This is a genomic window from Bacteroidota bacterium (assembly GCA_008933805.1).
Classification (GTDB): domain Bacteria; phylum Bacteroidota; class Bacteroidia; order UBA8524; family UBA8524; genus SB11.
The window spans coordinates 43083-57125 of the sequence record WBUH01000019.1 but is presented as its reverse complement, the minus strand read 5'-3'; the positions used below and the strand labels follow the sequence as shown (position 1 = coordinate 57125).

13 protein-coding genes are annotated in these 14043 nt (G+C 43.3%); 6 read left to right on the top strand and 7 right to left on the bottom strand.

Features of this window, described 5'->3' with window-relative positions; genetic code table 11:
• Positions 1–54: 54 nt before the first annotated feature.
• A complete protein-coding gene (locus tag F9K23_16195; protein KAB2913782.1) occupies positions 55–1467 on the bottom strand; it encodes a hypothetical protein in 1413 nt (470 codons plus the stop codon).
• A gap of 206 nt (positions 1468–1673) precedes the next feature.
• On the opposite strand from F9K23_16195, the gene lysS reads away from it, so the two are divergent.
• From lysS to F9K23_16180, 3 genes are all read left to right on the top strand, one after another.
• Positions 1674–3380: a lysine--tRNA ligase gene (lysS, locus tag F9K23_16190; GenBank protein KAB2913781.1), complete on the top strand. Its 1707-nt coding sequence runs from the start codon at positions 1674–1676 to the stop codon at positions 3378–3380.
• A 173-nt stretch (positions 3381–3553) separates the two neighbouring features.
• Entirely contained in the window at positions 3554–5098 is a 1545-nt protein-coding gene (locus F9K23_16185; GenBank protein KAB2913780.1) for a hypothetical protein, read from the top strand.
• A gap of 10 nt (positions 5099–5108) precedes the next feature.
• Positions 5109–6023 carry a hypothetical protein gene (locus F9K23_16180; GenBank protein KAB2913779.1) on the top strand — a complete coding sequence of 305 codons (915 nt, stop codon included), beginning with the start codon at positions 5109–5111 and terminating at the stop codon, positions 6021–6023.
• A gap of 107 nt (positions 6024–6130) precedes the next feature.
• Here F9K23_16180 and F9K23_16175 read toward each other — a convergent pair whose 3' ends face one another.
• From F9K23_16175 to F9K23_16150, 6 genes are all read right to left on the bottom strand, one after another.
• Positions 6131–6652, bottom strand: a complete 522-nt coding sequence (locus tag F9K23_16175) for a hypothetical protein (protein ID KAB2913778.1) — start codon at positions 6650–6652, stop codon at positions 6131–6133.
• Positions 6653–6666: 14 nt separating this feature from the next.
• Entirely contained in the window at positions 6667–7203 is a 537-nt protein-coding gene (locus tag F9K23_16170; GenBank protein KAB2913777.1) for a hypothetical protein, read from the bottom strand.
• A gap of 32 nt (positions 7204–7235) precedes the next feature.
• Positions 7236–7778, bottom strand: coding sequence for an RNA polymerase sigma factor (locus F9K23_16165; protein KAB2913819.1), 543 nt, complete (start codon positions 7776–7778; stop codon positions 7236–7238).
• 47 nt (positions 7779–7825) lie between these two features.
• Complete coding sequence (locus F9K23_16160) at positions 7826–8782, bottom strand: transketolase family protein (GenBank protein KAB2913776.1); 957 nt, start codon at positions 8780–8782, stop codon at positions 7826–7828.
• 66 nt (positions 8783–8848) lie between these two features.
• Positions 8849–10213 carry a VWA domain-containing protein gene (locus F9K23_16155; GenBank protein KAB2913775.1) on the bottom strand — a complete coding sequence of 455 codons (1365 nt, stop codon included), beginning with the start codon at positions 10211–10213 and terminating at the stop codon, positions 8849–8851.
• Positions 10214–10368: 155 nt separating this feature from the next.
• The gene (locus F9K23_16150; protein KAB2913774.1) at positions 10369–11214 is read right to left on the bottom strand and encodes a transketolase; all 846 of its coding nucleotides are present in this window, start codon (positions 11212–11214) and stop codon (positions 10369–10371) included.
• A gap of 81 nt (positions 11215–11295) precedes the next feature.
• Between F9K23_16150 and F9K23_16145 the strand changes: the two genes are divergently transcribed.
• The 3 genes from F9K23_16145 to F9K23_16135 all read left to right on the top strand — a co-directional run bounded on the left by F9K23_16145 (position 11296) and on the right by F9K23_16135 (position 13874).
• Complete coding sequence (locus F9K23_16145) at positions 11296–12879, top strand: FAD-binding protein (GenBank protein ID KAB2913773.1); 1584 nt, start codon at positions 11296–11298, stop codon at positions 12877–12879.
• 8 nt (positions 12880–12887) lie between these two features.
• Positions 12888–13247, top strand: coding sequence for a hypothetical protein (locus F9K23_16140; protein KAB2913772.1), 360 nt, complete (start codon positions 12888–12890; stop codon positions 13245–13247).
• Positions 13248–13427: 180 nt separating this feature from the next.
• Complete coding sequence (locus F9K23_16135) at positions 13428–13874, top strand: hypothetical protein (GenBank protein KAB2913771.1); 447 nt, start codon at positions 13428–13430, stop codon at positions 13872–13874.
• Positions 13875–14043 lie beyond the last annotated feature (169 nt).

The window sequence follows — 14043 nt, the reverse complement described above, 5'->3', positions numbered from 1 at the left end:
GGCTAGTTTAAAAGAGTAAAAGGTAGGGAGCAATCGTTATCCACTTCAAATTGTTTATGGTAAGCCAAACAGCTTTTTCATAAACAATTCCATATCCCATCCTGCCGAAAGCGCCGCTGTATTCTGTACAATGGTAACATCGGCAAAAACTTGGTCGCTGCCGTATTGGGCTACCACTGCCACATTTTCGGGCTGTTTTCCTGCGGTAAAATATCCTCCGCTGTTAATGCTCCCCAACGATGCAGGCAGTACTTTCCAAACCACTTTATCGCCAATATCGTGGCGCACATTTTTTTCGTCAATTCCGTACACGGTAAATTTGGTCACCTCACCTGTTTTAACCGTAGGCATCTCAGGCTCGATAAGTATCCGCGAATAAGGGGTGTTTTTCAGCTCAGCCTTTTTATAGGTAAACCAAAACATATCACTATATATCTTCTCGTCGCCTTTTGCGCCGTGTACTACACCAACCACTTGCCAAGCATACGTTGTACCTTCTTGCAACAACTCGGCTGATACGGGGTATAAAATATTTTTGCCTGCCACATTTTCCTGCCTCCATGCCGGGCGGTTCAATGCTATTTCTTCACGGGTTGTTTGTCCTTGAAAAACAGGATACACCGATATTATGTGCGAAGTGGCTTGTGAAAACCATTGAAAAAACGGAGTAGCAGTATTAATTACCTCCGGTTGAAGACTTATTTCGTTACCGGGACCGATTAACTCGGGGCGGGCTATCGGGTTATCCAAAATATTGCGGCCACTGGCTTCGGTTAACTTTGTATTCCCGTCAAACACCTCAATATAATACTCATATACATCCGTAGGCAGGCGACCTTGCTTGGCTGCTTCATCCAGTTTTGTACGATTATTAGTATTAACCTTATAAGTATCAAACTCTTTATTGTTAAACCTTACCACAGCATTGGGCGCGGTATTAGTTAAGGTTTTTGTTGCATAACCCCACTCCCCTGTTTCATCTCCCCGTATTATTAATGATATTTTAAGAGTGCGCTGCTTATTATCATTATTCACGGTAACACTAAACAACAGCGGTGCTAAATCAGGATTATTCGGATCAAGGTCGGTAAGGTATATCTTCTGTACAGGCACCACCTCAATAGAAGCGGTAACCATACTGCCCATATCCACTACATTAAAATCATCGTACGTAAGTTGTTTCCCGTCAGAAGTTAGAGTAATTGTCCTTGTGCCCGTTGTTGCTGAGGCATCCACATCAATGGTAGCCCGCAACATCTGCCCTTGCATCACTTCAGTATTTTTTACAACAATGCCCGCGCCAAAATTAACTGTGGATGAAGGGCTTAAGAAAATACCCGTGGTTGATATCAACACGGTGTTTTGTGTACCGGTGTTTACCGTATTGGGTGCAACAGAAATAATTTGCTGGCCTGAAGCTGAAAGAGAGAAAAACACAACTGTTAAAAGAAAGTATAGTTTTTTCATAGCTGATAATGTTTAAAACCAACAATAGTTTTATAAACCTAAAGGCACTTATACGAAGTTCGAATATTATTTTTAAAATAACGCATTAAAATTAAGCAGGTTACAAACAATTTGATTCGTAATTTTATTTAAGCCGTGTCGCAGCTATTTATTCAACCTTTTGCCAAATCAGGTTATCTTCGCGCAAATTTTTTTGAAACGTACGAATGGAATTAAACGAACAGGAACTTTTACGCAGGCAAAAGATTGACCAATTGCGTGAGTTGGGGATTGAACCCTTCCCTGCTGAACTTTTTGAGGTAAACGCCTCAACTGTAAACATTTTAGAAAACTACACCCCTGAGAAGGCCGGTGAGTTTAAGGACATATCAATAGCCGGCCGCGTAATGATGGTACGCGATATGGGTAAGGCTGCTTTTGCTGTTTTGCAAGACAGTAAGGGTAAGATACAGATATATGTGAACCGTGATGAGATTTGCCCCGGTGAGGATAAAACCTTGTATAATCCTGTTTTTAAGAAACTGGTGGATATTGGGGATATTATTGGGGTAAAGGGCCATGTGTTTACCACACAAACAGGCGAAATATCAATACACGTTACTGAGTTTAAGTTTTTGAGCAAGGCAATAAAATCATTGCCGATTGTAAAAGAAAAAGACGGTGAGGTGTTTGATGCTTTTAACGACCCTGAGCAACGCTACCGTATGCGCTATGTGGATTTGATTGTAAACCCACACGTGCGCGAAACGTTTATAAAACGTACCAAACTGATGAACACCATGCGCCAATACCTGAACGAAAAAGGGTATTTGGAGGTAGAAACGCCCATTTTGCAGCCTATGTACGGTGGTGCCGCAGCTCGTCCGTTTAAAACCCACCACAACACTTTGGATATGACGCTATACCTGCGCATAGCCAACGAGTTGTACTTGAAACGCCTGATTGTAGGCGGCTATGACGGTGTGTATGAGTTTTCGAAAGACTTCCGTAACGAGGGGATGAGCCGTTTCCACAATCCTGAGTTTACCCAGATTGAGTTGTACGTTGCGTATAAAGACTACTACTGGATGATGGACTTGGTTGAAGAGATGGTAGAGCAAATTGCGCTGAACCTGCACGGCACTACTGAGGTAGTTTGCGGACCAAACGTTATAAACTTTAAACGTCCTTGGAAACGCTACACCATGTACGGTGCTATACAAGAGTTTACCGGTGTTGATGTGAGCAAAATGACCGAAGAGGAAATGGCTGCGGCAGCTCGCAACATGGGTATTCATATCGACAGCACTATGGGCAGGGGTAAAATTATTGATGAGATTTTTGGTGCTAAAGTAGAACCGCTTTTGATACAGCCTACTTTCATCATGGATTACCCTGTAGAAATGTCGCCACTGGCAAAAAAACACCGCACCGAGCCCGGCTTGGTGGAACGTTTTGAAGCAATATGTAACGGCAAAGAGATTTGCAACAGCTTTAGCGAATTGAACGACCCGATTGACCAACGCCAACGCTTTGAAGAGCAATTGGAACTGGGCAAACGCGGTGATGAAGAAGCAATGGTGCTTGACGAGGACTTCCTTCGTGCGCTTGAATACGGTATGCCGCCAACAGCAGGTTTGGGTATTGGTATCGACCGTTTGAGTATGATTATGACCAACTCAAACTCTATTCAAGACGTGTTGTTCTTCCCTCAAATGCGCCCTGAGAAGAAAGAAACGGAAGTAGAATTAACTGCTGATGAAAAGCTGGTGCTTGACATTTTGAAAAAACACAACACCATGTCTTTGGCTGATTTGAAAGAAGCAGCAGCACTTAGCGGCAAAAAGTGGGACACTGCCATTAAAGGCCTTACCAAACACAACGTTGCCAAGGTGGTAAAAACCGACACATCGTTAGATGTTGAATTGGTTTAACTCCCCTTTATCTATACACTGTATTAAAGCCCCCGATAAGTTATCGGGGGCTTTTTTTATGCCTTCAAAAACACTTATCCCTCTTTTTATCAATTAATTAACTTTCTTTTATTCAGTTTTTTTTCTATAATTTTGATAGAGGTTAACTAACCTTTACCAAAACAACTACGCCTATGAACAAACTATTTACCGCTATTTATGTGGTGCTGTTCATTTTGTTCTTTGCGCCCGTAGCCAGTGCGCAGCACGAGCTGTTCTTAAGCAAGCAAACGGGGCAATTTAGCACCTATCAGGGTCAACAAGGCAAAACCACCGACAAGTACGAATCGGGTAATGTAAACATTGTTTCTGAAGGCCCCATACAATGGAGTGTCGTACCTAATCAACTTAACATTGGCCCCAACCAAACCATTAACTGGACCGGAACACTTAAACCCGATATGGCCAACGCCCCTGCGGCAGGCACATCTGTACAGGCTAAAATAACGGGAAACTACGACGTTACATTTAGTCGCCCATCGGGTGGAGGTGGAGACGGTAATGTGATTGACACATACAACTGCGGAGGATGCTCAATACATGCAGGCGACCCAAACGCCACGCACGATATTGTAAATAAAATAGGCTCATACGATGTACCCGTTACTATATACAGTATTAAGGTAACCATGGATAACGACCCTGTTTGCTCCAACGGTTTTGTTACACTTTCGGCCACTCCCTACCCCGGTTCGGGCGATGTAACTTGGCAAACCCCTTTCGGGCAATTTTCGGGTACTAATGTGGTTGCGGCAGTTCCGGCAGGGTTTGCGGGCGGTCCGATAACAGTAACTTATACTGTACAGGGTGTTTCCTATTCTGATACCCGCATTATGCCTCCCAACACAGGCACTTTGCAAACCTTTGCAGCAACACAAATGTGTGTAGGCACAAACACTGCTGTGCCCGCAGTTACCCAAGTAACTTTTAACGGAAACGGTTGCCCTGCAAACAATCTCATTTATGTCCCCTTAAATGTAGGGCCATCGGCGATGTGGGAAGTGGTTGACATTCCTTTGTCGGTCACCTCAGGCGCAATAACAAAAAATGCTTCTATCAAGGCCGTTAACAAAGACAAGGTTACTACCCAATCTTTGCAAATAAACTTTAGTGCCGATCCTATCCAAAACATCATTGATGTTATCTCAGGCCGGCGGTGTAACAGCGGCGGCAGCCTTGTACCCAACGGACAATTTAGCCGCGCCACCTTTCAAGAGTGCTGCAATACGTTTATAAAGGGCCAAACTAAGTACGAGGGCCAAATGAATTGGTCGTACGGTATTAATTGCCGTTTCCCATTCTACGGCATTCCATATGTTGCCACTGCTGATTTTTTATGCGGAGCATCGCTCAACGCATCATTAGCTATTAACGCTACCACCCAATGTGTGGGGGCTCCGCAAATTTGTGCCGATTTTGCTGCCAATGGCAGCATAAGTGGTGGGTTAGGGGTTTCGTTAGCAGCGGGTTTTATTACTGCCGATTTACAAGTGGTTATTGAAGGGTTAGGTTTTAGCGGTAATTATTGCTTTGCTCCCCCGCCCATGCAAGGAAAAATAAAAGGCACATTGGGCAAAATAAAAATAGTGGGCACTGTTACCGGTGGATGGGGTATGGCCTCTTACTCTGTTGACTATGTTTTGTTTCAAGGGATAGATACACCCGAGTTTACCTTCTAATTCATCCGTTATGAAAAAAGTTTTACTACTTATGCTACTCACCGTCCCTTATGCAGCTAATGCTCAAAACAAGTACCCTGATTATACGATAGGTGATTTGGAAATAAAGATACCCGCTTCATTGCCCGGAATAAAACCCGATGCCATCAATAACGGGTTTATTAGTTACACTCTTAAAGGGCAGTTATTTGCCTCAGGACAAAACAATATTATACAGGAAACCTCTGCCGGTTTTAGCGGTAAAAGTGATAAAGCCACACCCTACCAAACCCTTACTGAATTGGTTTCTGTTGTACGGAAATCAGACTGGAAGGCGATGAAAAAACTTTACGTTAAATCATCGGCTAAAGAGCTGGATAACTTAATCCCCGAGGATAAACGAGCTGATTATTTTAATTCGTTGAATGAAAACAAGGAAGTGAAAGTGATTGGTTGTTTTGAGTATAGAAACGGCGTTTTGGTGCTGATTGAAAATCCTGATAAATCAGTAAACACTGCCTTTTTTGTTAAGGATGGTAAAAAGTATATGATGCAGCGTTTGGTGGATTCATCAGCAATGGTTTGGAACCTTGCACTGTATTTCCGTTTCAGGCCGCAACCTGTGAAACCTGCCGAATTGGTAAGTAAACTTGACAGTGTGAGTATTGATGCCGAACAAAAATTGGTTTTTAATACTAAGCCCGGTAATTGGGTATTGCTGTTTAAAGACCAAGCAAGCAGCCCGGTGATTATCCGTGTGCAGGATGGCGATGCCGAAACAGATTTTAACCCCTCGCCCGGTGTTGTTGAGGTGCGGCTTGGCAAACGCAACCTATCGGGTACAAAGCAATACACTATCAGTGCTTCTGAAAGTAATTATCCTGTTTATATGGTTAGCGATGAACTGTTGCAAAACGCCACAAAAGTGAGTTTTAAAGTGTACTAAGTATACCCCTGAAAAATATTCCCACAAAGGATTGCTAAAGCTAAACTAAACAGGCGGCCCCAATGGGCCGCCTGCATTTTTTTTATAGATATCTATAAACGTCTCTATTATTCTTCGTCTTCTGTTTCAGGCACATCTTTTTTACCCTTCTTGCCTTTGTCTCCCTTGTCGCCTTTATCACCCTTATCCCCTTTTTTCTTGTCTTTGCGTTTATCTTTCAGCTTTTTAAACAGGTGCTTCCTAAACTCTACCTCGGCCTTAAAAATCATCGCTACCTTTTTCACAGGCAACACTTTCTTAAACTCAGCCGTGTGTTTTTTAATCAAATCCACCTCTTTTTGCTTAAACTCTATAATATCATTAATCAGTTTTTCGCATTCGGCATCGGTCATAAAGGTTAGGTCAACATCCTCTAAATCAATGTCTGTTTTAAACGTTTTGCGTAGCTCCTCGCTCTCCGTCATAAACTTCTCGTACAAAGGCATAAATTTTTTCTCTTCATCCTCAGTAAGAGCCAGTTTCTTTTTCAAAAACTCCACTTTAAGCTCTTTAATCTTTTCCTTATCGGGTTGTGCAAATGCGCTCACCGCAAAGCAACCCATCAATAATGCTATTATTATCTTTTTCATACTCGTTGTTATTATCAAAGGTTTTCAAATAATGTTTCGTCGGCGTGTTCAAGCAAATACTCTTCAATATCCTCCGCATCCAATTCAGCGGCGCTGTCCTTTATAACCCCTGAGCGGCCTTTACTATCCACCGTTTCTACCGATACTTTATCATCATCAGCTTCAAGCACATACACCAGTATATCTTCATCCAGTGTTTCATCCACACCCACCAGTTCAATATCATTTGCCAAGTACTCTTCGATGGCTTCTTCGCTAATATCTAATGTGTCCTGCATTTCGGCAGTTACAAGCACCGGTTGTTCAGGCGTTGGGGATGAAAAGAACACAAAATACCCTGCCACAATCACAATAATCGCTGCCACCGGGATTGAAAACACGGGGCGTAAAAAAACACTGTAAAAGGGTGCCTTTTTGGGTTGCGACCTACTCTCAATTTTTTCTTTTACGGTAGAAGAAAACGCTTCGAAATAACCCTGAGGGACTTTAAAGTTTTCCTCGGGTTTTGAGTTGCCTGTCAGCTTTCGTATATGTTCGTCATTCGGTTCCATTTGTGTATTTGATAAGTATAACAGCTTATGGTTTAATCACTTTCTAAAAATCTTTCAATTTTTTTTACGGCATGGTGGTACGATGCCTTTAATGCGCCCACACTGGTACCTAACACCTCGCTCATGTCTTCATACTTCATATCGTCATAATACTTCATATTAAACACTATACGTTGTTTTTCGGGCAGTTTCAGCAGAGCCTTTTGCAGCTTGCGCTCAATTTCATTGCCTGTATAATGGCTGCTATTGTCAATTTTTGAGCTTAACTCAGCTTCAACATCTACAAGCGGCAAAAAGAAGCGGGTGCGCTTCTTTTTCAAAATAGCCAAGGCCTCGTTGGTGGCAATACGGTACAACCAAGTGTACAGCTTACTGTCTTCTCTAAAATTTAAGAGGTTTTCCCACACCTTGATAAAGGTGTTTTGAAGGGCATCGTCGGTATCGTCGTGGTCAATTAAAATCTTGCGTATGTGCCAATACACCTTCTTCTCATATTTTTTAATAATGAGGTGTAGGGCAAGGCTGCGCGTGCGTTCGTCTTTAAACTGGCGCACCAGTTGCTCATCTTCGCTTATTTGGGGGTTTGCCTCGCTCAACTACGGTGTAAGGTTATGTACGCAATTTATCCTTTGCGTTGCAAAACCTTTTGTACGGCAGTTACCACATCAGGAGCATCCAATCCGTATTTTGTCATCAATGCTTCGGGAGTACCGCTTTCGCCAAAAGTATCTTTTACGGCAACCATCTCAACAGGTGCAGGGGTGGTGCGTGCCAATAACTGGCATACACTGTCTCCCAAGCCTCCGTTCATTTGGTGTTCTTCGGCGGTTACTACGCATTTGGTTTTTGCAACTGACTGTAAGATGGCAGTTTCATCCAAAGGTTTAATGGTGTGTATATTTATTATTTCGGCACTGATACCTTTCTCGGCCAAAATATGTCCGGCTTCGATACACTTCCATACTAAATGGCCTGTACAAACAATGGTTACATCGGTACCTTCGTTCAGCATTACTGCTTTACCAATCTCAAATTTTTGGTCGGGTGCAGTAAAGTTTGGCACTACAGGGCGGCCAAAACGCAAGTAAACAGGACCGTGGTGATTAGCAATAGCTATGGTAGCGGCTTTGGTTTGGTTAAAATCGCAGGGGTTAATCACCGTCATACCGGGTAGCATTTTCATCAGCCCAAGGTCTTCTAATATCTGGTGGGTAGCTCCGTCTTCACCCAAGGTTAAACCAGCGTGTGAAGCACATATTTTTACGTTCTTATCCGAGTATGCGATAGACTGGCGAATTTGATCGAAAACACGGCCGGTAGAAAAGTTAGCAAACGTTCCTGTAAAGGGTATTTTACCGGTGGTTGCTAAACCTGCGGCCAAGCCCATCATGTTTGCCTCTGCAATACCTACTTGGAAAAAGCGTTGCGGGAACTCTTTTTGGAAGGCATCCATTTTCAACGACCCGGTAAGGTCGGCGCAAAGGGCTACTACATTAGGGTTGGTTTTTCCTAATTCTAACAAACCTGCCCCAAAACCAGAGCGGGTATCTTTCTTGTCCAGTATATCGTAGTGTTTCATTTTTCAGTTACTGACTTATTGGTGAACCGAGGACTGCTGTAAAGCCCTCAGCTAACCCGTAAATTTTTAATTCAAATTAATATTTGTAGCTCCCCCTGATGTGATTTCAAACTCACGTTCAGAAGTAAGCACTGTTAAATTGGCCTTCATCGGCCTGAAAATCAACTTGTATTTACCAGGTTGCAACAATATGGTTTGTTTACGGTTTTTAGGGTCAAAATCGGCTACCCACTCAAAATTGTTGTTCTTATTCATGGTAAAAATACCCCCCGTAAACTCATTACCCAATAGTAAAATTAGTTTACCGGGCTGCGGAATAGTTACCGTAGTAGTAGTGCTTTGGTCTATCGACACGTTGTTCATGTACACGCGCGGTGTAGTAAGCACCTCTAAATCGTATTTGCCCACAATCAGCTTGCGTCGGGTATTAAACTCCTGCACGTTAATGGTTTCGGTTTTCCCGCCTTGCATTACGCGTGCAAATACGCGCTCATAGTTGGTAAGTCCGTCCATTTTCAGCATCAAATCTCCTTGCGGGGCATCCACAGCAATAATGTTGTGTTTGCCGGGCATCACCTCAATACCGTATTTATACACTGGCGGCAAGGTATGCACTACCATATCGTACTTATAACCGGGGTCGAGCACCAAGGTATCGGGCACTCCCCTGTCGTTCATCGTGTGTATGTAGTTATAAATTATTTTGTGGCTGCGCGAGTCGTAAAACGTCATGTTCACATTGGTTTCAGTCGCCCTGCCTTTTATATCCAGCAAGTTTACCTGAGCCGTTGTTGCGTTTAACGCTTGCGAAACTACCGTGCCCAAAATACTCTCAAAATCACCTTCGGTTTTGGCATCAAAATACCTGCCTACACACTCAAAAGCACCCGCAAAATTTTCATTACCGCCCACCCCGATAACAAACGGACGAAGCATTACGCCTTGTTTTTGCAAGGCTTCTGAAACAGCACAGGGGTCGCCGTCGCATTCTTCAATACCGTCGGTAATCAAAATAATAATGTTTCGCCAACCCGGTTGGTTGGGAAAATCATAGGCGGCCTGTGTAAGCGAATAGGCTATCAGTGTGGTACCGCTGGGCTTTATCCCTTGCAGTTTCTTTTTAATGTCTTCGGCATTGTCTTTCCCAAAAGGAACTTCTAAACGGGTGTCTTTGCAATTTTGGGCAGCTTTAGGGCTGGTATGCCCATACACACGCAAACCAACCTCAACAAAATCAAAGGTTTTAAGGCTGTCAACCATCTTACTGAGAAGGTTTTTAGCAACCGTCATACGATTGTCCTTCTCCATCTTTGCCCACATACTACCCGATGCATCCAGCAAAAACAAAATCCTTGTCTTTTTTTGCGAAAACGAGGGCAGCATAAATAGGCTCAGCAAAGCGGCCAACAGGTATTTTTTATATCCGTTCATCCTTTAATTTTCCGTAGTGTTCATTGTATCAATGAAAAAACTGTGCCTTTTATTATATCAGTTTACAGTTTTAAGTTTTTGGTTTACAGTTAATTTTACCTTAAGAGGGGATGCTTTGTAAACGTATTTAACTTACAACCGTAAACCCAAAACTCTTAATAATCACCAAACGTTTCAGGCAATTGTGCCAATGCGGCTGCCAATTGCTCATCGTTAGGAGCTATACCGTGCCATTTGTGGCTACCCATCATAAAATCAACGCCTGCACCCATTTCGGTTTTCATTACTATCATGGTAGGTTTGCCGTTAAAAGCCATCGCTTTTGCTTTTTCAAGTGTAGCTACCACTTCTTCCATCACGTTACCATCCATTTCAAGTATTTGCCAGCCAAAAGCTTCAAACTTCTCTCTAAGGCTTGTAAAGCCCATGATGTCTTTGGTGCTGCCGTCAATTTGCTGGCCGTTAAAATCAACCGCTACTATCAGGTTATCCACCTTGTTGTGGGCGGCATACATCACCGCTTCCCAAATCTGGCCTTCTTGCAACTCACCATCACCGCATAGGGCAAATACAAGGTTGTTCTCGTTTTCCAGCTTTTTGCCTAAAGCAATACCTGCTGCAACAGAAAGCCCCTGACCCAATGAACCGCTGGCAATTCGCACACCGGGCAAGCCCTCGTGGGTAGCAGGGTGGCCTTGCAAACGTGAGTTTATATTACGGAAAGTGCTAAGTTCTTTTACATCAAAATACCCGCTGCGGGCAAGCACTGAGTAGAACACAGGCGAAATATGACCGTTGCTCAGTACAAAAACATCCTGCCCCTTACCCGTCATATCAAACGGCTGGGGGGTATGTTGCATTACATCAAAGTACAAGGCGGTAAGGTAATCGGCGCAACCCAACGACCCGCCGGGGTGTCCCGACTTAGCTGCGTGTACTTGTCTCACTATATCTCGGCGCACTTGTGTGGCCATTTTCTTCAAATGCTCTATATCTCTCATGGCAGGATTTTTGCTGCAAAAATGGGCTTTTTAATTTTTTAATTAAAATTGCAGTAACATTTTAGGATAGAAACCTAACTTATGAACAATACAACTGAACTATATCTCTCGCCTGAAGAGGCTTTTTTTCCCGAAAAAACATTGCTGCGCCTTGCTGAAAAGCTGCGTATAGATGTTGATAAAATTTCTGATTGGAAAATCCGTAAAAAATCGATTGATGCCCGAAAAGCGAACATTATCGTCCGTTTGGTCATCGAATACGTGTTGAAAACCGACGGGGCAGGAAAACTTCCCGCTGTTCCCCTTTTTGAAAATCCTACGAATTATCACGATTGTACAAATGCCCCTCACGAGGTAATTATCATCGGTGCAGGCCCTGCGGGAATGTTTGCGGCGTTGCGCTTGCTTGAGGCAGGCATACGGCCCGTGATATTAGAACGGGGCAAGGATGTTAGAGAACGTCGCCGCGATTTAGCAGCCATCAACAAAGACCGTGTGGTAAACCCCGATAGTAACTATTGCTTTGGCGAAGGCGGAGCCGGTACTTACAGCGACGGTAAGCTATACACGCGCAGCAATAAACGCGGTAACGTTGCCAAAATATTACAGGTATTTGTAGAGCATGGTGCCGCTGAAAACATTGCCTACGAAGCCCACCCGCACATTGGCACCAATAAACTGCCCGATATTGTAGCTGCCATGCGTGAGACCATTATCCGTTTTGGCGGTAAAGTACTTTTTAATAAGCGGGTAACGGATATTATTCATCAAAACAACCAACTGCAACGAGTACAAACTGCGGACGGTGAAGAGTTTGTCGCCCGACATATCATACTGGCCACCGGACACAGTGCCCGCGATATTTTTGAGTTGCTTCATAAAAAGGGAATCGAAATTGAAGCGAAACCCTTTGCCTTGGGTGTGCGCATTGAGCATCCGCAAGAACTGATTGACCGTATCCAATACCACTGTGATGTGCGTAGTGAGTTTTTGCCGCCCAGCAGTTACAGTTTGGTGGAGCAAGTGAACGGCAGAGGAGTGTTTAGTTTTTGTATGTGCCCGGGTGGAATTATTGCACCTGCATCAACCGCACCGGGTGAGGTGGTGGTAAACGGCTGGAGCCCCAGCAAACGCAACGGTAAGTTTGCCAATAGCGGCATGGTGGTGAGCATTGAAGAAAAAGACTGGCAAAAATTTGCCAAACACGGACCCTTGGCCGCCATGTATTTGCAAGCTGAAATTGAACAACGTGCCTTTGTAAAAGGCGGCAGCAACCTTACCGCCCCAGCACAACGGGTAACTGATTTTGTAAATAAAAAAATATCCTCGTCATTACCTGAAACCTCTTACATACCGGGAGTAACCCCTGTTTCATTAGATGATGTATTACCCGCTGAAGTTGCCACCCGTTTGCGGGGAGGTTTGCAAGCCTTCGGCAAAAAAATGCGGGGCTACTACACCAATGATGCGGTGTTAGTAGGGGTAGAATCGCGCACATCCTCCCCTGTTCGCATCCCTCGTGACAAAGAAAGTTTACAGCACCCGCAAATAAGCGGTTTATATCCTTGCGGCGAAGGTGCAGGCTATGCGGGGGGTATTGTTTCCGCCGCTATGGACGGAGAACGTGTCGCCGAGGCTATTATCGGGGTTGTAACGGGAAAGTAGGATTTAAAATGTGCAACGGTTTTTTCCTCTTGCAACTCTTTGTTTTAAATGAAGGGAATACAACTCTACTAGTAACTGATGTGGGTTATGAAATCGGTTTTTCACTCGACTCCACTTTCAAGCTTTGTTTTTCTGATACTATTAGTAATACTGCTGTTGCGTACGAAATAAGTATGTATAATCGCTGGGGAGATTTAGTAATGCAATGTTGCAGTCTCAATGATTGCTGGGATGGAATAGATATCCATAAAAAACAGTTCCCGCCCTATGGCACTTATTTCTTTAACATCACAATTTTCTATACTGATAAGACTCCAGAGAAACATTATAGAAGGGTGTTTATAATCAATCAAGAGCCGAAAACTTAATCGGCGTGCCTACCCATCATCTTAAATATTCCAAGCTTACCGGTTGCATTTTGTTCTTGATAAATGCTAAATGTCAAATGCCGTCATTTACTTTTCATCCGATTATTGGATAAAACTTTACTAACCAAATGAAAAAATCAGATGAAAAACTTTAGTTTTGGGTTCAAATCAACCTTACCTATGAAAAAAATCCTCTTACTGGCTTTTGTTGTGCTTTCTTTTGGTGCCATAAAAGCTCAAACAGTATCAATAGCAAGCGAATTAGACAGTATGCAGAACCCAATTTACGGGGATGTGTTTTTGTTTGATGCTGTTGAAAGTACTCCTTTTTACATAATTGTTGACGACATAAAACCGGTTACCTGCAATAAAATGAAAGTGAAGGCATACTTTAGAGATTATGTAAACGGCTCAAGCGACGATGATTACTGGGTATACCAAGGTGAATTTGAATACCCCATAACCCCCGATTATTACGGTTACTGGATGGAAATGAATGCGTTTAGCATTGGTGAATACAAGGTTGAAGTGTTCGGCTACTTAAACAATACTTACCAAAGATACTTTGGTAGCAGTGAGATTACAGTATACTCTGAAGACGACTACTGGGATTACGGCTGGTGGTAAGCCACTACAAATACTTTTTACAACTAAGTCCGGTTGCTGTTGCAGTCGGACTTTTTTATTTAGCACTCAATACTGCCACTCTGTCAGCACTTGTCAGTATCATTACTATCCACGCTGACTAATTACTGCCGTTTCGCCCCAAATTGTCAGCACAAACGCAATGGCACTG

Coding starts and splice junctions, on each gene's coding strand:
- F9K23_16140 (KAB2913772.1), top strand. CDS start 12,888: ATGTGCAACGGTTTTTTCCTCTTGCAACTCTTTGTTTTAAATGAAGGG.
- F9K23_16195 (KAB2913782.1), bottom strand. CDS start 1,467: ATGAAAAAACTATACTTTCTTTTAACAGTTGTGTTTTTCTCTCTTTCA.
- F9K23_16145 (KAB2913773.1), top strand. CDS start 11,296: ATGAACAATACAACTGAACTATATCTCTCGCCTGAAGAGGCTTTTTTT.
- F9K23_16150 (KAB2913774.1), bottom strand. CDS start 11,214: ATGAGAGATATAGAGCATTTGAAGAAAATGGCCACACAAGTGCGCCGA.
- F9K23_16155 (KAB2913775.1), bottom strand. CDS start 10,213: ATGAACGGATATAAAAAATACCTGTTGGCCGCTTTGCTGAGCCTATTT.
- F9K23_16185 (KAB2913780.1), top strand. CDS start 3,554: ATGAACAAACTATTTACCGCTATTTATGTGGTGCTGTTCATTTTGTTC.
- F9K23_16160 (KAB2913776.1), bottom strand. CDS start 8,782: ATGAAACACTACGATATACTGGACAAGAAAGATACCCGCTCTGGTTTT.
- F9K23_16135 (KAB2913771.1), top strand. CDS start 13,428: ATGAAAAAAATCCTCTTACTGGCTTTTGTTGTGCTTTCTTTTGGTGCC.
- lysS (KAB2913781.1), top strand. CDS start 1,674: ATGGAATTAAACGAACAGGAACTTTTACGCAGGCAAAAGATTGACCAA.
- F9K23_16180 (KAB2913779.1), top strand. CDS start 5,109: ATGAAAAAAGTTTTACTACTTATGCTACTCACCGTCCCTTATGCAGCT.
- F9K23_16170 (KAB2913777.1), bottom strand. CDS start 7,203: ATGGAACCGAATGACGAACATATACGAAAGCTGACAGGCAACTCAAAA.
- F9K23_16175 (KAB2913778.1), bottom strand. CDS start 6,652: ATGAAAAAGATAATAATAGCATTATTGATGGGTTGCTTTGCGGTGAGC.